Source organism: Rhizobium sp. Root149, assembly GCF_001427345.1.
GTDB lineage: Bacteria > Pseudomonadota > Alphaproteobacteria > Rhizobiales > Rhizobiaceae > Neorhizobium > Neorhizobium rhizoryzae.
This window is the reverse complement of sequence record NZ_LMGD01000007.1, coordinates 19888-42684: the sequence shown is the minus strand read 5'-3', so window position 1 is coordinate 42684 and position 22797 is coordinate 19888. Positions and strand designations below refer to the sequence as shown.

The 22797-nt window shown below is 59.2% G+C and carries 22 protein-coding genes; 12 read left to right on the top strand and 10 right to left on the bottom strand.

Going from position 1 to position 22797, the window contains the following annotated elements:
- Positions 1-133: 133 nt before the first annotated feature.
- From ASD54_RS06300 to ASD54_RS06280, 5 genes are all read right to left on the bottom strand, one after another.
- Positions 134-823, bottom strand: coding sequence for an SDR family NAD(P)-dependent oxidoreductase (locus tag ASD54_RS06300; protein ID WP_062553784.1), 690 nt, complete (start codon positions 821-823; stop codon positions 134-136).
- Positions 824-897: 74 nt separating this feature from the next.
- Positions 898-2445, bottom strand: coding sequence for a cryptochrome/photolyase family protein (locus tag ASD54_RS06295; protein WP_062553771.1), 1548 nt, complete (start codon positions 2443-2445; stop codon positions 898-900).
- 72 nt (positions 2446-2517) lie between these two features.
- Entirely contained in the window at positions 2518-2748 is a 231-nt protein-coding gene (locus ASD54_RS06290; protein ID WP_062553770.1) for a hypothetical protein, read from the bottom strand.
- A 3-nt stretch (positions 2749-2751) separates the two neighbouring features.
- On the bottom strand, positions 2752-3162 hold the full coding sequence (locus ASD54_RS06285) for a DUF2325 domain-containing protein (protein ID WP_082547108.1): 411 nt from the start codon (positions 3160-3162) through the stop codon (positions 2752-2754).
- Positions 3163-3424: 262 nt separating this feature from the next.
- Positions 3425-3856: a hypothetical protein gene (locus ASD54_RS06280; protein ID WP_062553769.1), complete on the bottom strand. Its 432-nt coding sequence runs from the start codon at positions 3854-3856 to the stop codon at positions 3425-3427.
- A gap of 233 nt (positions 3857-4089) precedes the next feature.
- Between ASD54_RS06280 and ASD54_RS06275 the strand changes: the two genes are divergently transcribed.
- The 3 genes from ASD54_RS06275 (at position 4090) to ASD54_RS06265 (ending at position 7289) form a co-directional block, all read left to right on the top strand.
- Positions 4090-5451, top strand: a complete 1362-nt coding sequence (locus tag ASD54_RS06275; protein ID WP_062553768.1) for an NAD(P)-dependent oxidoreductase — start codon at positions 4090-4092, stop codon at positions 5449-5451.
- Between the two features lie 15 nt (positions 5452-5466).
- Positions 5467-6780, top strand: coding sequence for an NAD-dependent dihydropyrimidine dehydrogenase subunit PreA (gene preA / locus ASD54_RS06270; protein ID WP_062553767.1), 1314 nt, complete (start codon positions 5467-5469; stop codon positions 6778-6780).
- A gap of 320 nt (positions 6781-7100) precedes the next feature.
- Positions 7101-7289, top strand: coding sequence for a type II toxin-antitoxin system VapB family antitoxin (locus ASD54_RS06265; RefSeq protein ID WP_062553766.1), 189 nt, complete (start codon positions 7101-7103; stop codon positions 7287-7289).
- Positions 7290-7299: 10 nt separating this feature from the next.
- Here the strand turns inward: ASD54_RS06265 and ASD54_RS06260 are convergent, their stop codons facing one another.
- Positions 7300-7932 (bottom strand): TetR family transcriptional regulator C-terminal domain-containing protein, encoded by a 633-nt coding sequence (locus tag ASD54_RS06260; protein WP_062553765.1) that lies wholly within the window; start codon positions 7930-7932, stop codon positions 7300-7302.
- A gap of 53 nt (positions 7933-7985) precedes the next feature.
- Complete coding sequence (locus ASD54_RS26495; RefSeq protein ID WP_156379101.1) at positions 7986-8183, bottom strand: hypothetical protein; 198 nt, start codon at positions 8181-8183, stop codon at positions 7986-7988.
- A gap of 40 nt (positions 8184-8223) precedes the next feature.
- On the opposite strand from ASD54_RS26495, the gene ASD54_RS06255 reads away from it, so the two are divergent.
- On the top strand, positions 8224-9477 hold the full coding sequence (locus ASD54_RS06255; protein WP_062553764.1) for a Zn-dependent hydrolase: 1254 nt from the start codon (positions 8224-8226) through the stop codon (positions 9475-9477).
- Positions 9478-9508: 31 nt separating this feature from the next.
- A complete protein-coding gene (gene hydA / locus ASD54_RS06250) occupies positions 9509-10963 on the top strand; it encodes a dihydropyrimidinase (protein ID WP_062553763.1) in 1455 nt (484 codons plus the stop codon).
- A gap of 560 nt (positions 10964-11523) precedes the next feature.
- On the opposite strand, the gene ASD54_RS06245 is transcribed toward hydA, so the two are convergent.
- Entirely contained in the window at positions 11524-11937 is a 414-nt protein-coding gene (locus ASD54_RS06245; RefSeq protein WP_062553762.1) for a cupin domain-containing protein, read from the bottom strand.
- Positions 11938-12073: 136 nt separating this feature from the next.
- On the opposite strand from ASD54_RS06245, the gene ASD54_RS06240 reads away from it, so the two are divergent.
- From ASD54_RS06240 to ASD54_RS06210, 7 genes are all read left to right on the top strand, one after another.
- Complete coding sequence (locus ASD54_RS06240; RefSeq protein ID WP_062553761.1) at positions 12074-12868, top strand: ABC transporter ATP-binding protein; 795 nt, start codon at positions 12074-12076, stop codon at positions 12866-12868.
- The gene (locus ASD54_RS06235; protein WP_062553760.1) at positions 12855-13745 is read left to right on the top strand and encodes an ABC transporter permease; all 891 of its coding nucleotides are present in this window, start codon (positions 12855-12857) and stop codon (positions 13743-13745) included. The genes ASD54_RS06240 and ASD54_RS06235 overlap by 14 nt, the downstream gene beginning before the upstream one ends.
- A complete protein-coding gene (locus tag ASD54_RS06230) occupies positions 13742-14608 on the top strand; it encodes an ABC transporter permease (protein ID WP_062553759.1) in 867 nt (288 codons plus the stop codon). The genes ASD54_RS06235 and ASD54_RS06230 overlap by 4 nt, the downstream gene beginning before the upstream one ends.
- Before the next feature lie 25 nt (positions 14609-14633).
- Complete coding sequence (locus tag ASD54_RS06225; RefSeq protein ID WP_062553758.1) at positions 14634-15626, top strand: ABC transporter substrate-binding protein; 993 nt, start codon at positions 14634-14636, stop codon at positions 15624-15626.
- A 322-nt stretch (positions 15627-15948) separates the two neighbouring features.
- Positions 15949-17148, top strand: a complete 1200-nt coding sequence (locus tag ASD54_RS06220; protein ID WP_062553782.1) for an efflux RND transporter periplasmic adaptor subunit — start codon at positions 15949-15951, stop codon at positions 17146-17148.
- A gap of 14 nt (positions 17149-17162) precedes the next feature.
- Complete coding sequence (locus ASD54_RS06215; RefSeq protein WP_062553757.1) at positions 17163-20498, top strand: efflux RND transporter permease subunit; 3336 nt, start codon at positions 17163-17165, stop codon at positions 20496-20498.
- Positions 20499-20619: 121 nt separating this feature from the next.
- Positions 20620-21306: a Crp/Fnr family transcriptional regulator gene (locus tag ASD54_RS06210; protein ID WP_062553756.1), complete on the top strand. Its 687-nt coding sequence runs from the start codon at positions 20620-20622 to the stop codon at positions 21304-21306.
- Here the strand turns inward: ASD54_RS06210 and ASD54_RS06205 are convergent, their stop codons facing one another.
- Positions 21307-22134 (bottom strand): MBL fold metallo-hydrolase, encoded by an 828-nt coding sequence (locus ASD54_RS06205; RefSeq protein WP_082547107.1) that lies wholly within the window; start codon positions 22132-22134, stop codon positions 21307-21309.
- Positions 22131-22751 carry an urease accessory protein UreG gene (ureG, locus tag ASD54_RS06200; RefSeq protein WP_280139167.1) on the bottom strand — a complete coding sequence of 207 codons (621 nt, stop codon included), beginning with the start codon at positions 22749-22751 and terminating at the stop codon, positions 22131-22133. The genes ASD54_RS06205 and ureG overlap by 4 nt, the downstream gene beginning before the upstream one ends.
- Positions 22752-22797: the final 46 nt, after the last annotated feature.

The window sequence follows — 22797 nt, the reverse complement described above, 5'->3', positions numbered from 1 at the left end:
GCCTGTCCCGAGCATCTACAACGGATTGATTTTATTGGACGTCCGTAGATTCTCGGCACAAGGCCGAGAATGACGGCGCGATTGATACATGTCGCGCTCAACCGGATTGCAGGAGCGTGTGACAACCTGAAGATCACCACTCGATCCTTGATCCGTCATAGGCAAAAAACTGGCCAGATTGCTGCGGAGCAAGTCCGTTCAGCACCGTCAGCAGGTTTGTCGCCGCAACCGCAGGCTCCGTCCGCTCGTGCCCGCCGGAATACTTCTCGGAGAGTGAAGTGGCGACAGTGCCCGGGTGTAGCGGCACGATGACCGCTTCAGGATTGGTGCGTGCCAGTTCGATGGAGGCCGTGCGCAATATCTGGTTCAAGGCTGCCTTGGAGGCGCGATAGGAAATCCAGCCGCCCAGATTGTTATCACCAATGGAGCCGACGCGGGCAGACAGAAAGCCCATCAGGCCCCGCTCTTTTTTCGGCAGAAGCGGCGTGAAGTACTTCGTCACGAGAGCCGTACCAACGGCATTGAGCGCAAACTGGCGCATCATAGCTTCTGCCGAAATCTGCCGAAGCGACTTTTCAGGACCAACGCCATCGATGGTCAAGCCGCCCGTCGCGCAGAAGATCAGATGAAACGGCCCTTCCAGCGCAGCGACTGCCGCTGCAACGCTTTCCTCGTTGGTGACGTCGAGACCGGTGCCGCTACGCGAAAGCGCAACCACTTCGCCGCAGGCAACATCCCCCTTCAACACGGTCGACAGGGCACTGCCAATGCCGCCGCTCGCACCAATAACCAGCGCGCGATAGCCTTGCGGAAGCGAAGTCATGGACAACATGCGAAGGTCTCCTCAAATGATCTATCCTGCTTTACGCAGACAGAAGAGAACCGGTTTTCCAAAGCTCACACCTTCTCGCCCGCTTCCAGTTTTTTAAGGAAGCCTTGCGCGCTTTTGCGGTAGGTGCCGCGCTGTTCGTCGCTCATTCGCCGCCATGTGGCATAGGGCTGCGCCAGCCGCCGATTGCCGGAAAGCTTCTCGCCATTGCGATCGAGAAAGTCCCAATAGAGGGCATTGAACGGACACGCGCCCTCGCCAACTTTCTTCTTCACGTCGTAGCGGCAGTGCTGGCAATAGTCCGACATCTTGGAGATATAATTGCCGCTGGCCGCATAGGGCTTCGAGCCCAGAATTCCGCCATCGGCAAACTGCGTCATACCAATCACATTGGGTGCCTCCACCCACTCATAGGCATCGGCATAGACTTCCAGATACCATTCATGCACCTGAAACGGATCGATGCCAGCCAGCAGCGCGAAATTGCCGGTGATCATCAGGCGTTGAATGTGGTGCGCATAGGCGTGATCGATGGTCTCGTCAATCACCGTCGAAAGACACTTCATATCCGTCTCGCCCGTCCAGAAGAAACCGGGCAACGGGCGTTTCGCCTCCAGGAAATTCAGCTCCGTATAGCCCGGCATTTTCAGCCAGTAGACGCCACGCACATACTCCCGCCAGCCGATGATCTGCCGAATGAAGCCTTCCACCGCATTCAAGGGTGCCCGACCGGCGCGATACTCCTCCTCCGCCGCGCGGCAAACGGCAAGCGGATCGAGAAAGCCGATATTGATATAGAAGGAGATGAGCGAGTGATTGAGAAAGGGATCGCCGACCAGCATGGCATCCTGCGTCTCCCCGAACTGCGGCAGAAAGTCCCGAATAAAGCTCTCCAGAACCGTTTCTGCTTGCGCGCGAGTGACCGCAAAGCCAAAGCGATCCAGCCTGCCGATATGATCGCCGAAGCGTTCCTCAACGAGCGCGATCACCTCCTGTGATAGCGCGTCCGGCTTGTAGCTCTTGTGCTTGGGGCGCAGAAGGTCCGGGCTGGCAGGCTTCCTGTTTTCGGCATCGTAATTCCAGCGTCCGCCCGCCGGGTGATCGCCTTCCATCAGAAGCCCGGTCTTGCGGCGCATCTCGCGATAGAAGAACTCCATGGTGAGTTCCTTGCGACCGGATGCCCAGTCGCGAAACTCCTTATGGGAACAAAGGAAACGGTCGTCGGCGCGAATATCGACGGGCAGGCCCAGCAATTGCCGCCACCCTTTCATATCCTCAAGCACGCGCCATTCGCCGGGCTCCGTCACGATCACGCAATCGGGCGAAAGCTCGGCCACGGCAGCGCGCAGCTCTTCGCGGAAGGAACCCTTGTTGCCCTCGTCATCGAGGCGGCGATAGCGGACAGTGAAACCTTGCTGGCGCAGCTCTTCCGCAAAATGCCGCATGGCCGAAAAGATGAAAGCGATTTTCAGCTTGTGATGTCGTACATAGGTCGCTTCCGCCATTACCTCGCACATCAGGATCACATCCTGCGCCGGATCGGCATCGCGAAGACTGGCGAGGTTTGGCGACAACTGATCGCCCAGAATGAAGATGAGATGTCTGATGGATGGCATGAACCGGACTTCGCAACGGGGAAACTTGTCCTCGTTACGAAGCTCGGCGGTCGATAGATTACCGCTCTTGCGTCACGCCTTCCGGCTTTTCAAAGGAATTACCCGGCCTGTCTCTTCCGGCGCAGTGCTATTCGGCAAACGTGTCCGTCCGATGGGAAAGCGCAGGATCTTGTCGGTTTCTTCCAACTCATCCGGGCGGCGCGTCAGAAGTTCATAAAGCTCCGGCACCAGACCGTCGCCATTCTGCTGGGCAAGCTTGTGAAGGCCGATGAAGAAAGTGCCATCGCGGCTATCGTGATTCATGGCTTATGCGTTCCGTTCTTTCATGGTCTGCAATGCCCGCTCCAGGCTCGATTTCGAGCCGTTTCTCAAAGGAATGAAAGCCTTGCTGAACTTCTTGCAGCCGGTCTTCACCCGCAGGCATGCATCGTGGCTGATACAGTCGATCGGGCAGAAAACGCAGTCCACGGAGGGCAAGAGCGTATCGATGCGCGAAACGGCCTCTCTCAAACCGCCGTCATGATGAATGAGTTCCGCGCCATAGCTCTCGGCGATCTCGCGCAAATGGGCCACCTGGCAATCCCTGCCGCCGACATAGAGAAAGCTTTTCACGCCGGACGCATCGTCGATCTTCTCAATCGTCTGCAACTGAGCGGTCTTGGCCGAAGCCTTGCCCCCTTGCTTGCCTGCCGGCTTGCGCTTGTCCTTCTTGGCCACGGCTCGTCTTCCCTCGTCTCTAGCATGGCGCGCAAAAGTGTGGAGCGGTTTTGCGATAACGACATGCGACAATAAAAAGAGCTAAAGCGTCAGGAGCGAATCTGAAAGATCGCTACTCGCTTTAGGTGCTTGCCCTTGGTGGACACTGCGAGGCGGACCATAGATAACATGACAAAAGGAGTAAAGATTAAACTTGATAGAAAGGATCATATTTTCGCACGGGCCTGTGAATGCAATTGGCAGACCCGTGGCTGACGGCTTTTCAGTCCCGGTGACGAGAGGTGATCCGGGCTTCGATGGCCGGCGCACAGTCACCGCGCAACCGCTTCAACATGCTGAGCGGCGCGCGGACCCGAACCAGCGCCTGCACGAAGGCGGATGATTCCGGCTGTGCAAAGACGACCGCCATCTTGTTCTCCTTCAGCTGCCGCTTGGCGCAGGTGATGAAGATCTCCTTTTCGCCAAGGCACAGGTAAAACTGCTCCGGCAGGAATTCCAGAAGGTGCCCGTGCAGCAACGCGCCTTCCGTCGAAAGCTTGGTTATGCGCACCTGCATGGTCGAGAAGTTCTTCATGCCCTTGGACGAATAGACCGCACGCACCAGAAGGTTCGTTTCGCGATAGTTGAGATCGATCCGCCCAAGCGTCTGATAATGTTCGGCAAGATAGTGCCGCGATTTCTGTGTTCCGGTCAAAGGCAGCACTCCATCAGCAATCACGTTAATGAAGCATTAGGCATAACCTTGAGCCATCGATCCGACAACGCCGATTGAGCCTCGGAAAAGCGGTGCTGCAAGCCTCGCGCAAGCGTCTCCGCCCTGAGCTTGCGTTCTGCCAATTTCCCAAAATTTGACCGATTGATAAATTTTTTGGCCGTGCTAGGCTCCTCTTCAGTTGCGTAACAAATTCCATAAAAGAGGGAAGCAACATGCACAGACTGGGAAGCGGTATCGCGGGAGGCCGTCTGGCGCCCGCGGAGTACGAACATAATTTTTCAGACCTTCATCCGCGCTTTGACAAGCACGAGGCACTGGTAGCATCCGACCGGTGCTATTTCTGCCATGACGCGCCGTGCATGACGGCCTGTCCAACCGAAATCGATATTCCGCTGTTCATCCGGCAGATATCGACAGCCAATCCGCTGGGCGCTGCCCGCACCATCTTCTCCCAGAACATTCTGGGCGGCATGTGCGCGCGCGTCTGTCCCACCGAAACGCTGTGCGAACAAGCCTGCGTGCGCAACACCGCAGAGGATCGTCCGGTCGATATCGGCCGCCTGCAACGTTACGCCACCGATATTGCGATGGAACAGAACCGCCAGTTCTTCCATCGCGCGGCGGAAACGGGCCACACCATTGCGGTTGTCGGTGCCGGTCCGGCCGGTCTCGCCTGCGCGCACCGTCTGGCGATGAACGGCCACTCGGTCGTTGTCTTCGATGCGCGTGAAAAGGCGGGCGGCCTCAACGAATATGGCATTGCCACCTACAAGGCCCCGGACAATTTCGCTCAGAAGGAAGTGGATTACCTGCTCGCCATCGGAGGTATCGAGATCCGCAACGGCATGGCTCTGGGTCGCGATTTCTCCCTGCAGGATCTGGCCGCCGATTATGACGCCGTCTTCATTGGTATCGGCCTTGCCGGCGTCAACGGCCTCGGCATCGAAGGCGAAGAACTTTCGGGCGTCGATGATGCGGTGGATTTCATCGCCTATCTGCGTCAGGCAGACAACAAGGCAGATGTGCCAATCGGCCGCCGTGTCGTCGTCCTCGGTGGCGGCATGACCGCTGTGGATGCTGCCGTTCAGGCCAAGCTGTTGGGCGCGGAAGAAGTCACCATCTGCTATCGCCGCGGCAAGGAGCACATGAACGCTTCCGAGTTCGAGCAGGATCTGGCCGCCTCCAAGGGCGTCACCATCCGCCACTGGCTGGCCCCGAAGCGGGTCGTCGGCAAGGATGGCGCAGTGGCCGGGATCGAGCTGGAATATACCGCTCTTCGCGATGGTCATCTTGTCGGCACCGGCGAGACGGGCGTGATTGCCGCCGACCAGATCTTCAAGGCCATCGGTCAGTCCTTCAAGGCCAGCGGTCTGGGTGCGCTCTCCATGGAAAAAGGCCGCATCGTGGTGGACGATCAGTGTCGCACCTCCATGGAACGGGTCTATGCCGGCGGTGATTGCGTCAACCGGGGGGAAGATCTCACCGTTTCCGCCGTGGCGCATGGGCGCGATGCCGCCGACGCCATTCATCTTGCCTTCGCTTCCGCCGGTCAGCCGGCTGTGGCCGTCGCTTGAACCGGGAGATGAACCATGGCTGATCTTCGCAACAACTTCGTCGGCATCAAATCGCCGAACCCCTTCTGGCTGGCCTCCGCGCCGCCGACTGACAAGGCCTATAACGTCGAGCGTGCCTTCAAGGCAGGCTGGGGCGGCGTGGTGTGGAAAACACTCGGCTCCGAAGGACCGCCGGTCGTCAACGTCAACGGCCCACGCTATGGCGCAATCTGGGGTGCCGACCGCCGCCTGCTGGGTCTCAACAACATCGAGCTCATTACCGACCGGCCTCTCCAGATCAACCTGCAGGAAATGAAGCAGGTGAAGATGAACTGGCCGGATCGCGCCCTCATCGCCTCCATCATGGTGCCTTGCGTCGAGGAAGAGTGGAAGGCCATTCTGCCGCTGGTGGAAGAAACCGGCGCTGACGGCATAGAGCTCAACTTCGGCTGTCCGCACGGCATGTCCGAGCGCGGCATGGGTTCCGCCGTCGGCCAGGTGCCGGAATATATCGAAATGGTCGTTCGCTGGTGCAAGCAGTATAGTCGCATGCCGGTGATTACGAAGCTGACGCCGAACATCACGGATATCCGCAACCCGGCCCGCGCCGCAAAACGGGGCGGCACGGATGCCGTCTCGCTGATCAACACCATCAACTCCATCGTCTCGGTCGATCTGGATAACTTCGCACCTATGCCAACCGTCGGCGGCAAGGGTAGCCACGGCGGCTATTGCGGCCCTGCCGTCAAGCCGATCGCGCTCAACATGGTTTCAGAAATCGCCCGCGATCCGGAAACCTATGGCCTGCCGATCTCCGGCATTGGCGGCGTGACGACATGGCGCGATGCGGCAGAATTCCTGGTCCTGGGTGCCGGCAACGTGCAGGTCTGCACCGCCGCAATGACCTATGGGTTCAAGATCGTTCAGGAAATGATCTCTGGCTTGTCCGACTGGATGGACGAGAAGGGCCACCGCTCGCTGGATGATATCACCGGACGCGCCGTGCCGAACGTGACCGACTGGAAATACCTCAACCTCAATTATGTGGCCAAGGCCCATATCGATCAGGATGCCTGCATCAAATGCGGCCGCTGCCACATCGCCTGCGAGGATACCTCGCACCAGGCCATCACCAGCATGGTCAATGGCGTGCGCCACTTTGAGGTGATGGAAGACGAATGCGTGGGCTGCAACCTCTGCGTCAACGTCTGTCCGGTCGAAAACTGCATCACCATGGTGGGGCTGGAACCGGGAACGCTCGACCAGCGCACCGGCAAGATCGTCGATCCGAACTACGCCAACTGGACCACGCACCCCAACAACCCGATGGCACAGGTTGCCGCGGAGTAAGCGGATTAGGGGATAGAGATTGGGCGGGGCGCGAAAGTGCCCTGTTCTTGATGACAAAGGGTTCACTCAATCTTCCGTCATGCTCGGGCTTGTCCCGAGCATCTACAAACGCTTGATTGTATTGGACCTCAGTAGATTCTCGGCACAAGGCTGAGAATGACGTCGCGGCTGGAAAGCCAGATTGGAAGCAGTCTGGTGGTACGGGAACGCCCTGCTCTTGGATCAAAGTACGTTCAGGCTGCTGGCACGGCTAAGACATGGTGTTTGGCATAGAACCCCGCACCAAATGGTTCTATATTTGATGCAACTGGAGCCATCCCATGCGACCCACCATCAACCTCGACGATGACCTTCTAGAACGCGCCCGCGCCCTGACGGGGACGAAAGAGATGGACGCGCTGGTGCGACAGGCCCTTGAAACACTGATCCGTGTCGCTTCCGGCAAACGCCTTATCGCGCTTGGTGGCACAATGCCGGATGCTGAGGTCCTACCCAGCAATATGAGTTAATCAACTCATTCTACCTGATCCCCAACCCCCGCATGAACAGGTCTTCCAGAAAACGGGCGGCATCCTCGAAACGGCCATCGCCTGATTTGTCGCCCAGTACCGCCTGCACCTGCACATCGAAATCCGCATAATGCTGCGTGGTGGACCAGATCGAGAAAATCAGGTGATAGGGGTCGCATTTGGCAATCTTGCCCGCCTTGATCCAGGCGCGGATCACCTCCGCCTTCTCATCCACCAGCTCCTTCAGCGGACCCTTCAATCCATCCTCGATATGCTGCGCGCCCTGAATGATTTCATTGGCGAAGAGGCGGCTTTCGCGCGGGTAATCGCGAGACATTTCCAGCTTGCGACGGATGTAGGAGCGGATCTCCGTTTCCGGATTGCCCTCCGAATCGAAGGCCTGCAGCGGCTCCAGCCAGGTAAAGAGCATGTGGTCCAAAAGCGCTCTGTGGATGGCCTCCTTGGTCCTGAAATAATAGAGCAGGTTCGGCTTCGACATGCCTGCCGCTTCCGCAATCTGGTCAATGGTCGCACCGCGAAAGCCATAGGCGGAAAACACGTCCAGCGCAGCCTGGAGGATCTTTTCCTCCTTCTCCTCCTGAATGCGTGTGCGCCGCTGTGTCTTCGCCGCTCGTGGAATCATCTGCCTTCCCGGTCCCCTCTCACCCGCACGACCCTATCGCAAGTGCACAAATTTTACACCGCCAGAATGACTGCCGGAAACTTGTTCATTTTTTCATCGCCAATGCGATTTTGCGCTTGAGTGCGGCGGTGGAAATTGTAAGCTTTTACCAATCGGTCAAATATCAATGACCCACTCGGCAAAGGCAAGCCACTGGCTCGCCGAATGTCAAAAGAAGGTGGGCGATGACCGTTAGGGAACAGCAGCCGCATCGCACGATCCAACGGCTGAAACAGATGAAGGAATGAACGTATGGTGGCGGCACCAGGCGAAAACCTGCGCGTGAACGGCGACAGGCTTTGGGACATGTTGATGGATATGGCCAAGATCGGCCCCGGCATTGCGGGCGGCAATAACCGCCAGACGCTGACCGATGCCGATGGCGAAGGTCGCCATCTGTTCAAGTCTTGGTGTGAGGCAGCGGGCCTGACCATGGGCGTGGACAAGATGGGCACGATGTTTGCTACCCGACCAGGCACCGATCCGGATGCCCTGCCCGTCTATATCGGCAGCCACCTCGATACACAGCCGACCGGCGGCAAATATGACGGTGTGCTGGGCGTTCTCGCAGGTCTCGAAGTCGTTCGCACCATGAACGACCTCGGCATCAAGACGAAGCACCCGATCGTCGTCACCAATTGGGCGAATGAGGAAGGTGCGCGCTTTGCGCCCGCCATGCTGGCTTCTGGCGTGTTTGCGGGCGTGCATTCACTTGACTATGCCTATGGGCGCAAAGACCCGGAAGGCAAGACCTATGGCGACGAGCTGAAGCGCATCGGCTGGCAGGGTGAGGAAGAAGTGGGCGCGCGCAAGATGCACGCCTATTTCGAATATCACATCGAGCAAGGCCCGATTCTGGAGGCGGAAAACAAGCAGATCGGCGTCGTCACCCACTGCCAGGGTCTGTGGTGGCTGGAATTCACGCTGACCGGCAAGGAAGCGCATACGGGTTCAACGCCCATGACCATGCGCGTCAATGCGGGCCTTGCCTTTGGCCGCATCATGGAAATGGTGCAGGAGGTTGCCATGTCCGAACAGCCCGGCGCAGTTGCCGGTGTTGGCCAGACCTTCTTCACGCCCAATTCCCGCAACGTGCTGCCGGGCAAGGTGGTCTTTACCGTCGACCTGCGCACGCCCTCACAGGAAAAGCTGGACCGCATGCGGGCCAAGATCGAGGCGGAAGCCGCGAAAATCTGCGAGGCGCTTGGCGTTGGATGCTCGGTGGAAGCGGTCGGCCATTTCGACCCCGTCACCTTCGACCCGGTTCTGGTGGAGCGGGTTCGCAACGCAGCCGAAAAGCTGGGTTACAGCCACATGAACCTCATTTCCGGCGCAGGGCACGATGCCTGCTGGGCCGCAAAGGTGGCACCTTCCACCATGGTCATGTGCCCCTGCGTCGGCGGCCTCAGCCACAATGAGGCGGAAGAGATTTCCAAGGAATGGGCTGCCGCAGGCTGCGACGTCCTGTTCCACGCGGTGGTGGAGACGGCGGAGATCGTCGCCTGAGCAACGAAGAATAGATCGAGGGATGAGACCAATGACCACAGTCATCAAGGGCGGAACCATTGTCACGGCAGACCTGACCTACAAGGCTGACGTGAAGGTGGATGGGGGCAGGATCGTCGAGATCGGCCCCAACCTTTCCGGCGATACGGTTCTGGATGCGGACGGCTGTTATGTCATGCCCGGCGGCATCGACCCGCATGTGCATCTGGAAATGCCCTTCATGGGCACCTATTCCGCCGATGACTTCGAAAGCGGCACCCGCGCGGGTCTGGCGGGTGGCACCACCATGGTGGTGGATTTCTGTCTGCCAGCGCCGGATCAATCGCTTCTTGAAGCCTTGCAGATGTGGGACAACAAGACCTCCCGCGCCACGGCAGACTATTCCTTCCACATGGCGATCACCGGCTGGAACGAGCGCATCTTCAACGAGATGAAGGTTATCGTTCAGGAAAAGGGCATCAACACCTTCAAGCACTTCATGGCCTACAAGGGTGCCTTGATGGTGAATGATGACGAGATGTTCGCCTCCTTCCAGCGTTGCGCGGAACTCGGCGCCCTGCCGCTGGTGCATGCGGAAAACGGCGATGTCGTTGCCTCCATGACCGCCAAACTTCTGGCGGAAGGCAATGACGGACCGGAAGGCCATGCCTATTCCAGACCGCCGGAAGTGGAAGGCGAAGCGACCAACCGCGCCATCATGCTGGCCGATATGGCGGGCGTTCCGCTCTATGTGGTTCATACCTCTTGCGAACAGGCGCACGAAGCCATTCGCCGCGCCCGCCAGAAAGGCATGCGCGTTTATGGCGAGCCGCTCATCCAGCATCTGACGCTGGATGAAAGCGAATATTTCAACAAGGATTGGGACCATGCCGCGCGCCGCGTCATGTCGCCGCCCTTCCGCAACAAGCAGCATCAGGACAGCCTCTGGGCTGGCCTGCAATCCGGCTCGCTCTCCTGCGTGGCGACAGACCATTGCGCCTTCACGACGGAGCAGAAGCGCTTCGGCGTCGGCAATTTCGCAAAGATCCCGAACGGCACCGGCGGCCTGGAAGATCGCATGCCGATGCTGTGGACCTATGGCGTCATGACCGGTCGCCTGACCATGAACGAGTTCGTGGCGGTCACCTCCACCAACATTGCCAAGATCCTCAACATGTACCCGAAAAAGGGCGCGGTTCTGGTAGGCGCGGATGCCGATCTGGTTGTGTGGGACCCGAAGCGCTCCAAGACGATCTCGGCCAAGAGCCAGCAATCCTCCATCGATTATAACGTCTTCGAGGGCAAGGAAGTCACCGGCCTGCCGCGCTTCACGCTGACCCGCGGCTACGTTGCCATCGAGGAAGATCAGGTGAAGACGCGCGAGGGTCACGGTCAGTTCGTCAAGCGCGAGCCCTTTACCGCCGTCAACAAGGCGCTTTCCACCTGGAAGGAACTGGTTGCACCCCGCAAGGTGGAACGCACCGGCATTCCGGCCACGGGGGTTTGAGACGGCGAATGTTGGTAATGCGGGCGCTCCAAACGCTGACAGGAGGCAAGGCCGGTTCGCCATCCTCACACCTCCCCTTGAGGGGGAGGTCGGCGCAGCGCGCCGGGTGGGGTGATACCAGAACCATATTGGCCCCCGCGGACATTACCCCCCTCTGTCCTGCCGGACATCTCCCCCTCAAGGAGGGAGATCGGCGGAACGCAACCGCGCAAATTCATCAGAAAATTAGAAGCTTGCGGATTGTCACTGCCGGTTCGCCATCCTCACACCTCCCCTTGAGGGGGAGGTCGGCGCAGCGCGCCGGGTGGGGTGACACCAGAACCATATCGGCGCTGGCGGACACTACCCCCCTCTGTCCTGCCGGACATCTCCCCCTCAAGGGGGGAGATCGACTTGGAGCACCATCCACATTTCCGTTAAGCGCCGCCGAATTGGTATCTGCTTCTCCATATGATCGAGGGAGCGAGACAGAGGCCGTTCTGCCGATCTCCCCCCTTGAGGGGGAGATGCCTGGCAAGGCAGAGGGGGGTAAATCCATCACATCCGGCAGAGAGCAGATCTCAAACCTTCACCAAGCCATCCAGCTCCGGCAAAAGCACCACGCTCTCCTGCTCGTTGGGGTCCGTGCGGGCTATGATCGCTGTCGCCGGTTCATCGGACGTATTGGCGGGCAGATGGGGAACGCCTGCCGGAATGTAGAAAAGCTCGCCCGCACTCACCACCACATGGTGTTCCAGATTGTCGCCGTACCAGGTGTCGGCCTTGCCGGAGAGCATATAAATCGCGGTCTCGTGGTTCTCATGCAGATGGGCCTTGGCACGCGCGCCGGGCGGCATGGTCAGAATATGCATGCAGATCGCCTTGGAGCCAACGGTTTCGGCCGCAATGCCCGCAAAATAGCTCAGCCCCTGCTTGCCGTCATAGGTGCTGCCCGGCTTTACCAAACGACAGGTGGGTTTCGATGATCCATCCATGTTTTCAATCCTTTATCCCTCTGGCCTCAACCCGTCTGGCATCCCGCAGCGATGCAAGGCCGCCCAGACGTTTTCAAGCGAAGATAACAGATAAAATGCAACTGACCATTTCTCTCTCTGGCGGCGAGGCACGCCGATGACCTCCGCCGCCGCACCTGTTGTAACCGCCCGCGATCTTGGCCTGACATTCCAGACGAATGACGGCCCGGTGAACGCGCTGACCGGCGTGAACCTCGATATCAAGAAGGGCGATTTCGTCTCGTTCATCGGCCCGTCCGGCTGCGGAAAAACGACGTTCCTGCGCGTCATTGCCGACCTCGAGAAGCACACGAGCGGATCAATCGAAATCAATGGAATGACTCCGGAAAATGCCCGTCTGGCGCGGGCCTATGGCTATGTCTTCCAGGCGGCAGCCCTTTACCCCTGGCGCACCATCGAGAAGAACATCGCGCTTCCGCTGGAAATCATGGGTTACAGCAGCGCCGAGCAAAGGCAGCGTGTCGAGCGAACGCTGGATCTCGTGAACCTCTCCGGTTTCGGCAAGAAATATCCCTGGCAATTGTCCGGCGGCATGCAGCAGCGCGCCTCCATCGCCCGTGCGCTGGCCTTCGATGCCGACCTGCTTCTGATGGACGAACCCTTCGGCGCGCTGGACGAAATTGTCCGCGACCATCTGAACGAACAGCTGCTGAAACTCTGGGACCGCACGAACAAGACGATCTGTTTCGTCACCCACTCGATTCCGGAGGCCGTCTATCTCTCCACCAAGATCGTTGTCATGAGCCCTCGTCCGGGCCGCGTGACGGATGTGATTGAATCGCCGCTGCCACGCGAACGCCCGCTGGATATTCGCGATACGCCGGAGTTTCTCGAAGTCGCCCATCGCGTCCGCGAAGGGTTGAAGGCGGGGCATAGCTATGACGAGCACTAAGCCCTCTCTCTTCCGGGACCGCGTGCTGCCAGTGCTGACGGTGATCGCCGTCATCCTCGTCATCTGGCATGTGGCCGTTGTCTACCTGAATGCGCCTTTCGTGCGCGATCAGGCAGCGCGTGCCGGAACCGTTGTCACGCTCGGTGAAATCATTCCGCAGACCTTCAACCAGGAGCGGCCCATCCTGCCCGCGCCGCATCAGATCATTGCGGAGCTGTGGGACACGACCATTGCCAAACCCATCACCTCGAAGCGCAGCCTTGTCTACCATGCCTGGGTAACACTATCGGCAACGCTGATGGGCTTCGGCATGGGCACGGTGCTCGGAATTCTGCTGGCGGTGGGCATCGTCCATAACCGGGCGATGGACAAGTCGCTGATGCCGTGGGTCATCGCTTCCCAGACGATCCCGATCCTCGCCATCGCGCCAATGATCATTGTGGTCCTGAACTCCATCGGCATATCGGGACTTCTCCCCAAGGCTTTGATTTCGACCTATCTTTCCTTCTTCCCCATCGTCGTCGGCATGGTGAAGGGTCTGCGCAGCCCGGATGTCCTGCTGCTGGATCTGATGCACACCTATAATGCCAGCCGCGCGCAGACCTTCTGGAAATTGCGCTGGCCCGCGGCCCTGCCCTATCTCTTCACTTCGTTGAAGGTTGCGATTGCCATCTCACTGGTCGGCGCAATCGTCGGTGAACTGCCCACGGGTGCTGTGGCAGGCCTTGGTGCGCGCCTTCTGTCCGGCTCCTATTACGGCCAGACGATCCAGATCTGGGCGGCCCTCTTCATGGCGGCAGCGCTTGCAGCTGTGCTGGTCTCCATCATCGGCCTTGCCCATACGCAAGTGCTGAAGCGCATGGGAGCCAAGCCATGAACGGATATATTCTTGCCGCGCTTGCCATCTGGATCGGCGCCTGGACCCTGAACGAGTGGCTTGTGCGCCAGCGCCCCGCGTCTGCGCAGGCAAAGCAGGCCGTCGGGATCATCGTTCCCGTCATCTTCGGCGCCACCTTGCTGGCAGTCTGGGAATGTCTGGTGCATGGCTTCCAGATCCCGCCTATCCTTCTTCCGGCCCCCAGCGCCATTTGGGTGAAGCTCATAAACTCGGTCCCGGTCCTCTGGGCAGATTTCCAGCAGACCTTCCTCAAATCCGTCATCACCGGCTATATCGCAGGCTGCGGACTGGGCTTTGCCGTTGCGCTTCTGATCGACCGCTCGCCCTTTCTGCAAAAGGGTCTGCTGCCCATCGGCAATTTCGTATCGGCACTGCCGGTCGTCGGCATCGCGCCGATCATGGTCATGTGGTTCGGCTTCGACTGGCCGTCGAAAGTGGCGGTGGTCGTGATCATGACCTTCTTCCCCATGCTGGTGAACACGGTGCAGGGTCTTGCCTCCGCCAGCCATATGGAGCGGGATCTGATGCGCACCTATGCGGCAAACTGGGGACAGACGCTGATCAAGCTTCGCCTTCCGGCCGCATGGCCGTTTATTTTCAATGCACTGAAAATCAACTCCACGTTGGCGCTGATCGGCGCTATCGTAGCGGAGTTTTTCGGAACGCCCATTGTCGGCATGGGCTTCCGCATCTCCACGGAAGTGGGCCGCGCAAATATCGATATGGTCTGGGCCGAAATCGCGGTGGCCGCGGTGGCTGGCTCGGTCTTCTACGGTCTGGTGGCACTGGCAGAACGCTGGGTCACCTTCTGGCATCCGTCCGTCCGTGGGGGACGGGCGTAACAACCAAAAGAAAAAGGGAACTGACATGACGCTGAAAATTGCATCGCTGTTGCTGGGAGCAGCCGTTTCGCTCACCGCCCTTCAGGCGCACGCCGCCGACAAGGTAACCCTGCAGCTGAAGTGGGTCACGCAGGCCCAGTTCGCCGGTTACTACGTGGCCAAGGAAAAGGGCTTCTACAAGGAAGAAGGTCTCGACGTCGATATCAAGCCAGGCGGCCCGGACATTGCTCCGCCGCAGGTTCTCGCCGGTGGCGGCGCTGACGTCATCGTCGACTGGATGCCGTCCGCACTCGCAACGCGCGAAAAGGGCGTGCCCCTTGTCAACATCGCGCAGCCTTTCAAGAAATCCGGCATGATGCTGACCTGCCTGAAGGAAACCGGCATCACCAAGCCCGCCGACTTCAAGGGCAAGACGCTCGGCGTCTGGTTCTTCGGCAACGAATATCCCTTCCTGTCCTGGATGAACACGCTGAAGATCAAGACCGATGGCTCGGCGGAAGGCGTGAAGGTGCTGAAGCAGGGCTTCAACGTCGACCCGCTGCTGCAAAAGCAGGCCGCCTGTATCTCCACCATGACCTACAACGAATACTGGCAGGTCATCGATGCGGGCATCAAGCCGGACCAGCTGGTGACCTTCAAGTATGAAGACGAAGGCGTGGCCACGCTGGAAGACGGCCTTTACGTTCTGGAAGACAAGCTGAAGGACCCGGCCTTCAAGGAAAAGATGGTCAAGTTCGTCCGCGCTTCTATGAAGGGCTGGAAATATGCCGAGAAGAACCCGGATGAAGCAGCCGGTATCGTTCTCGATAATGACGCCTCCGGTGCCCAGACCGAGAAGCATCAGAAGCGCATGATGGGCGAAGTGGCCAAGCTGACCGCTGGCTCCAACGGCGCGCTGGATGAGGCGGACTATAAGCGTACCGTCAAGACGCTGCTGGGTGGCGGATCCGACCCGGTTATCACCAAGGAACCGACAGGCGCCTATACGCTGGACATTACCAAGGCAGCGCTGAAGTAAACCCGCGTTGAAAAACTTTCAGGCGCGCGGCAGTTATGCTGCGCGTCTTTTAATTCATCAATAATGTCGAACTGTTCTATTCACGCATGCTGATTGATCCGACACGTCGTAGCGGATAAGGTCGCTCACGTTTTGTTGTAGGGTGACCTTGCGCGGCTTTCTCTGCGTAACCACCTGAGAACAGGTTCTGGTAGGGAATTGGGGAGACCCGCGCGGGCGCTGCATGAGTGGGATGCGGCGAGAGCAAATCGGTCACGATCGTTTCGTATCCGACCTTATCGACTTGGCAGCAGCATGGTTTAGAAATGGGTCGGACGGGATGATGAACTCTCGCAAACTAACGGGTGCACTCTTTTTCGCTGCTATGGCATCGACGGCAATTGGTTTGCCCGCTGCCGCGCAGGAACAGAAACCCGCTCAGGAACAGGCTGGCCAGGCAAACCTGCCCGCTATCGTCGTGACGAAAGTTGCGGAAAGAAACCTCAAGGACAGCGTCGTTGCCAGCGGCACAATTCGTCCGGTCGAGGAAGTATTCGTCCAGCCTCTGGTGGACGGCTTGTCGATCAAGTCTCTCAAGGTCGATGTGGGGGATGAGGTCACCGCTGGTCAGGTTGTGGCAGAGCTCAATAGCGATTCTCTTCTGCTGCAGAAGAGCCAGCTTCAGGCCAATCGCGCCAAGGCCGAGGCCGGACTGGCGCAATACCGGGCGCAGGTGATCGAGGCTCAGGCAAACGCCGATGATGCCGTTCGCCAGCGCGACCGGACCCAGAACCTCAGCCGCAACGGAACGGCCTCCACCGCACAGGTGGAACAGACGGCAGCCTCCGCAGCGGCGGCCCTTGCCCGGTTGAACGCGGCCAAACAGGCCGTCAGCGTTGGCGAGGCCGACATCAAGGTCGTCCAGGCGCAGATCGACGACATCGATCTCAAGCTGGAACGCACGGACGTCAAGGCTCCGGTTGCCGGCGTCATTTCCAAAAAGGATGCCAAGGTCGGTGCCATCGCTGCAGGCAGCGGAACGCCGCTTTTCACCATGATCCGCGACGGCGACATTGAACTTGTTGCCGATGTACCGGAAAGCGAGATCGGACGGCTGAAAGCTGGCATGTCGGCAAAGGTCACGGTCGCAGGCACCACGGAATCGCTGGATGCGAAAATTCGGCTGGTTTCGCCCGTGGTCGATCAGACGAGCCGTCTCGGCGCAGTCCACATTGTGGTGAGTGATGAAACTGCGGCAAAGGCCGGCATGTATGCGAACGCAGAGATCATCATCACCGAAACGCGCGGCCTCGCCCTGCCCCAGTCTGCCGTCACCACAGATCGCAAAGGCTCGTTCGCCCGTCTTGTGGAAGGCAATGTGGTCAAGCAGGTGAAGCTTGAAATCGGCATCCAGGATGCAGGCTTCGTGCAGATCCTCAGCGGCTTGAAGGCTGGCGACCAGGTGGTTGCCAAGGCTGGTGCTTTCGTTCGCGATGGCGATCAGATCAAGCCGGTTCCATCTGCCAACATCGCCTCGAACTGACAGGAACTCTTCGAATGAATTTCTCTGCCTGGTCGATCCGAAATCCGATTGCGCCGCTACTGGCTTTCGCGCTGTTGATGTTCATGGGCATCCAGTCCTTCAACAAGCTGCCGATCACGCGCTTCCCCAATATTGACGTACCCGTCGTTTCCATTTCCGTCACGCAGAGCGGCGCTTCGCCGAGCGAACTGGAAATGCAGGTGACGAAGGAGATCGAGGACGCCGTTGCCTCCATCAGCGGGGTGGATGAAATCACCTCCACCGTGACGGATGGCTTGTCGACGACCGCGGTTCTCTTCCGTATTGAAAAGCCGACGCAGGAAGCCGTTCAGGACACCAAGGATGCGATTGATCGCATTCGCTCCAACCTGCCCGCTTCCGTCGAGGAACCGATCGTTTCCAAGGTCGAGGTTGAAGGTCAGGCGATCCAGACCTTCTCCGTCACCTCCGCGAACATGACGCTGGAAGAACTGTCCTGGTTCGTGGACGATACCGTCAAGCGCGCACTTCAGGGCCAGCCCGGCATTGGCCGCATCGACCGCTACGGCGGCGCGGACCGGGAAGTTCGCATCGCGCTGGAACCGGCAAAACTGAATTCCTACGGCATCACCGCGTCGGAGGTTAACAGCCAGCTGCGCAGCGTCAACGTCGATCTCGGCTCCGGTCGCGGACAGGTTGGCGGCAGCGAGCAGGCTATCCGAACACTTGGCGATGCCCGCCGTGTTTCTGACCTTGCCAACACGACGATTGCTCTCTCGAACGGGCGCTTCGTGAAGCTGTCCGACCTCGCCACAATCACCGATACCTATGAGGAGCCGAAGTCCTTCTCACGGTTCAATGGCGAACCGAGCGTAACCTTTGCGGTATTCCGCTCCAAGGGATCAAGCGAAGTCACCGTGTCGCGCACGGTTGCCGAGCAGCTGGATACGATCCGCAAGACCCATACGGATGTCTCCATCAAGATGGTGGATGACAGCGTCTATTTCACCTACGGCAACTATGAATCGGCGATCCACACCCTCATCGAGGGCGCGATTCTCGCCGTCATCGTGGTCATGCTGTTCCTGCGCAACTGGCGCGCGACGCTGATCTCCGCGGTTGCCCTGCCGCTCTCTGCCATCCCCACCTTCTGGGTGATGGATATGATGGGTTTTTCGCTGAACCTCGTTTCGTTCCTCGCCCTGACGCTGGCGACCGGTATTCTCGTCGATGATGCGATCGTGGAGGTCGAGAACATTGCCCGCCACATCAAGATGGGCAAGACACCCTATCGCGCAGCGCTCGAAGCGGCAGATGAAATCGGCCTTGCCGTTATCGCAACGAGCTTCACCATCATCGCCGTCTTCGTGCCGGTCTCGTTCATGCCCGGCATTCCGGGGCAGTACTTCATCCAATTCGGTCTGACGGTCGCCTTCTCGGTGTTCTTCTCGCTGCTTGTAGCACGCCTCATCACACCGCTGATGGCCGCCTATCTGATGCGGGCCGAAGATGCGATGGACGACCACCACGACAATGATGGTCGCCTGATGAAGGCCTATACCAGCCTGGTCACCGGCACGACGCGGCGCTGGTACATGCGCTATGCCACACTGGTGGGCGCCATTGCCTTTCTGATCGGCTCGATCATGCTGCTGATGCAGGTTCCGGGCAGCTTCATGCCGCCGGAAGACAGCTCACGCATCACTCTGTCGCTGGAACTGCCACCCAACGCGACGCTGGATGAAACCGCGGAAACGACGACCAAGATCTATGAGGCCATCAAGCCTCTGGAAGGCGTGGAAAGCGTGTTCGTGCTCGGCGGCGCCTCGCCCAAGGGCGATCTTGAACTGCGCCGCGCCACCGTGAACGTCATTCTGGGCAAGATAGACCATTCGCTGGTCAAGACGCTCGTCAACAAGGGCCTCGGAAATCTGCCACTGATCGGCTCCTACATTCCGAAGGTGGAGGACAAGGGCCGTACCAAACCGCAGTGGGAAATCGAGAAAGAGCTGTTCCAGAAGGTTCGCTCCATCCCTGACGTTCGCATCACAAAGCTGAACGATCGTGGAGAACGCGAGCTTTCGTTCAACTTCCTCGCCAGCAGCAGCGAGCAGCTGGATGATGCGGTGGCGAAGCTCGAAACCAACCTGCGTGCTTCACCGATCCTTGCCAATGTCTCGTCGGAAGGTGCACTTCCACGCCCGGAACTGCAGATCCGCCCCCGCAAGGATGAAGCCGCTCGTCTTGGCATCACGCCGCAGCAGATTTCGGAAACCGTTCGCGTTGCCACCATTGGTGATGTCGATGCGGCACTGGCCAAGATCTCGCTCGACAATCGTCTCATCCCGATCCGCGTGCAAGCATCGCTCGATGTCCGCCGCGACTTGCAGGCCATTCGCAACCTGAAGGTCAAGACCGCGAGTGGGGCGACCGTTCCGCTGTCCACCGTTGCCGATGTGGATTATTCGGAAGGTCCAAGCTCCATCAAGCGTAACAACCGCAACCGCGTCGTCTCCATCGGCTCGGATATTCCGCAAGGCACGGCGCTCGATACGGCAACGGCCGAGTTCCGTCGTGTCGTTGACCAGACGCAGTTGCCTGAAGGCGTTCGACTGGCTGAAAGCGGTGACGCAAAGATCCAGGCAGAAATGGTGGCAGGCTTCGGCAATGCCATGCTGCTGGGCCTGCTGCTGGTTCTGGTCGTGCTCATCCTCCTCTTCAAGGATGTCATCCAGCCGTTTACGATCCTGTTCTCGCTGCCATTGGCAATCGGGGGCGTGGCGGTCGGCCTGATCGTGACGAACAACTCGCTTTCGATGCCGGTGCTGATCGGTATCCTGATGCTGATGGGCATCGTCACGAAGAACGCCATCCTGCTTGTCGATTTCGCCATCGAGATGCGCCGTCACGGCATGGAGCGTGTTCATGCCATGGTGGAAGCGGGCCGCAAGCGTGCACGACCCATCATCATGACCTCTATCGCCATGTCGGCAGGCATGCTGCCCTCGGCGCTGGGCGTGGGTGAAGGTGGTTCCTTCCGCGCCCCCATGGCGATTGCGGTCATCGGCGGCATCATCGTTTCAACGGTGCTCAGCCTCGTGGTTGTCCCTGCCTTCTTCCTCATCATGGACGACCTTTCCATGCTGTTGGGCCGGATCTTTGGCCGATTCGTCGGCAAGAAGGAAAAGGAAGATCCCGTTTTGAGCGAAGAGGAACTCAGCCGTGCCGCCCGCGAAACGCAGGCCAAGCTCTCCGAACTCCAGACGAAGCTCGATGCCATGCAGCCATCACCTCGTCAGGACAACGAGAAAGGACATGGGGCACCCGCAGGCAATAATGTGCTGAGACTGCCCCCACTGGCTGCCGAATAGCTTTCGGAACAAACACGACTGCAGAGGCCCGATTGACATCGATCAATTCGGGCCTCTTTTCGTTGTGGTAATGGCTGAACCATTCAACACATTGGACCGCAGGTTGATGGGAAACGCGACGATGCTGGAAAAGAGCAACAAAGCCACGACACGCGAGCGCAGTCTTCTGGCAAAAACAGCATTCATGCGATCGCTTTCAGCAAATGCTCTGGCAACCTTGCTGGACAGTGCGCAGATCGTATCGCTCGGCGCGCGCGCATCCATCTTCCGCGAGGGAGAAAATGCGCAGGCCTTCTATTGCCTGCTGACCGGCTATGTCCGCCTGTATCGAATGGGCAAGGACGGACGGCAGGCGGATTTCCGCATTTGCGGCCCTGGCGATATCTTCGCAGAATGCCTGGTGCCACAGGATGCCCGCTATCCCTACAGCGCGCAGGCCGCCGAAAACGTCTGCATCGCAAGGCTTGATTGTCGCGAAGTTCGCCAACTGGCCGAGCGTGATGCGACCGTTTCCGCGGCGCTGATCATGACCCTGTCTGAACATCTCAAGGCGACCACGGACATTCTTGTGAATGATCGTCTGCACACCGCCCCCCAGCGCGTGGCGGACTATCTGCTGGATCGATGCCCGGTCGATGCCGGCTCCGCATCCATCCGCCTTCCCTTCCAGAAGAATCTTCTGGCCGGGATGCTGGGCCTCGCCCCTGAAGCTCTCTCCCGCGCCTTCTCGGCTCTGCGCCGCGCCGGTGTCAGTGTTCGCGGTCGCGTCATCCAGATCAGCGACGTGAAAGCGCTGAGGGAAATCTGATCACGGATCAACCAGACGGAACGCGTCGCCACGACGCTCCACCGTCTGAATGCCAGGTGTGTGGCAGCCCACGACATGCCAGCCCTTGTCCGCGGCCTGCTCCATCATGAATCTGCGGCTGAGCGCGGCCTGTTCAGGATCGAGATCGAATACCATGCCGATACGCGGATCCTGCGGCTGAAGGCCCGCCATATGCAGAGCATCCGCGAAGATCAGCAGTGCGCCTTGCTCCTCGCCGATCAGATAACCCGTATGGCCCGGTGTATGCCCGGGCAGCAGGATGGACCGTATGCCCGGCATGATCTCGCCTTCCGGCCGGGTCGAAAGCCTGTCGCCATAAGCAGCAAGCAGTGAGGCCGCCAGTGCGAACCCGCTGCGGCGCGCTTCCGGCACACGTTCCCTGGCTGCCTCGTCCGTAAAGAACGCCAGATCTTTTTCCGGCACGATGATTTCGGCCTTCGGAAAATATGGCTGCCCTTCATCCAGAAGACCGGGCACATGGTCTCCATGCAGATGGGTGACCAGAACACGCCGCACGTCGTCGCGGCCAATCCCGATATCTGCCAGCGCCTGCCGCGCCTTGCCAAACCTTTCGCCCCATGCGGTACCGCAACCGGCATCAACAAGGGTCACGCCATCCGGCCCACGCAAGACGAAGCAGTTCACCACCATCTCGAAGTTTTGGTCCGGTATATTCTTGCGCGCAGCATCCAGAGCCGCCTGCCCATCGAGATGGATGATCTGCTGGACCGACGCCTGAAGCGCACCGTCACGCAGAAGGATAATCTCATAGTCGCCGAAGCGGCCCGTCAACGCAGGTGCACTCACGCCGCCAGCCCGCCATGCGTTTCAAGGAAGCGCACGATATGATCCACCCCCTCGCCGCGCTTCAGGTCAGTAAAGACAAAGGGCTTCGCCTCGCGCATGCGGTTCGCGTCGCGGTCCATCACATCGAGATCGGCACCCACGTAAGGGGCCAGATCCTTCTTGTTGATGACCAGCAAGTCGGAACGGGTAATTCCCGGACCGCCTTTTCGCGGGATCTCTTCACCCTGGCAGGTCGAGATCACATAGATGGTGATATCCGCCAGATCCGGTGAGAAAGTCGCGGCCAGATTGTCGCCGCCTGACTCGATGAACACGACATCGAGATCCGGGAAGCGCTCGTTCAAACCGGCAATCGCCTGCAGGTTGATCGTTGCATCCTCGCGAATGGCGGTATGCGGGCAGCCGCCGGTCTCCACACCCACGATCCGGTCTGAGGACAAGGCCTGCATGCGCACCAGCGCCTCTGCATCTTCCTTCGTGTAGATGTCATTGGTGACCACAGCCACCGAATAGCTCTCACGCATGGCCTTGCAGAGCTTTTCCGTCAGTGCCGTCTTGCCGGACCCCACAGGTCCACCGATGCCGACGCGAAGAGGTCCGTTGGATGATTTCATGATCTGAGCCCTCAAATCTGCAAACAGAATAACGTACGGATCGACCCGC

Coding starts and splice junctions, on each gene's coding strand:
- ASD54_RS06235 (WP_062553760.1), top strand. CDS start 12,855: ATGACGAGCACTAAGCCCTCTCTCTTCCGGGACCGCGTGCTGCCAGTG.
- ASD54_RS06245 (WP_062553762.1), bottom strand. CDS start 11,937: ATGGATGGATCATCGAAACCCACCTGTCGTTTGGTAAAGCCGGGCAGC.
- ASD54_RS06230 (WP_062553759.1), top strand. CDS start 13,742: ATGAACGGATATATTCTTGCCGCGCTTGCCATCTGGATCGGCGCCTGG.
- ASD54_RS06210 (WP_062553756.1), top strand. CDS start 20,620: ATGCTGGAAAAGAGCAACAAAGCCACGACACGCGAGCGCAGTCTTCTG.
- hydA (WP_062553763.1), top strand. CDS start 9,509: ATGACCACAGTCATCAAGGGCGGAACCATTGTCACGGCAGACCTGACC.
- ASD54_RS06275 (WP_062553768.1), top strand. CDS start 4,090: ATGCACAGACTGGGAAGCGGTATCGCGGGAGGCCGTCTGGCGCCCGCG.
- ASD54_RS06260 (WP_062553765.1), bottom strand. CDS start 7,932: ATGATTCCACGAGCGGCGAAGACACAGCGGCGCACACGCATTCAGGAG.
- ASD54_RS06220 (WP_062553782.1), top strand. CDS start 15,949: ATGAACTCTCGCAAACTAACGGGTGCACTCTTTTTCGCTGCTATGGCA.
- ASD54_RS06240 (WP_062553761.1), top strand. CDS start 12,074: ATGACCTCCGCCGCCGCACCTGTTGTAACCGCCCGCGATCTTGGCCTG.
- ASD54_RS06255 (WP_062553764.1), top strand. CDS start 8,224: ATGGTGGCGGCACCAGGCGAAAACCTGCGCGTGAACGGCGACAGGCTT.
- ASD54_RS06295 (WP_062553771.1), bottom strand. CDS start 2,445: ATGCCATCCATCAGACATCTCATCTTCATTCTGGGCGATCAGTTGTCG.
- ASD54_RS06290 (WP_062553770.1), bottom strand. CDS start 2,748: ATGAATCACGATAGCCGCGATGGCACTTTCTTCATCGGCCTTCACAAG.
- ASD54_RS06225 (WP_062553758.1), top strand. CDS start 14,634: ATGACGCTGAAAATTGCATCGCTGTTGCTGGGAGCAGCCGTTTCGCTC.
- ASD54_RS06300 (WP_062553784.1), bottom strand. CDS start 823: ATGACTTCGCTTCCGCAAGGCTATCGCGCGCTGGTTATTGGTGCGAGC.
- ASD54_RS06215 (WP_062553757.1), top strand. CDS start 17,163: ATGAATTTCTCTGCCTGGTCGATCCGAAATCCGATTGCGCCGCTACTG.
- ASD54_RS06265 (WP_062553766.1), top strand. CDS start 7,101: ATGCGACCCACCATCAACCTCGACGATGACCTTCTAGAACGCGCCCGC.
- ASD54_RS26495 (WP_156379101.1), bottom strand. CDS start 8,183: ATGCGGCTGCTGTTCCCTAACGGTCATCGCCCACCTTCTTTTGACATT.
- preA (WP_062553767.1), top strand. CDS start 5,467: ATGGCTGATCTTCGCAACAACTTCGTCGGCATCAAATCGCCGAACCCC.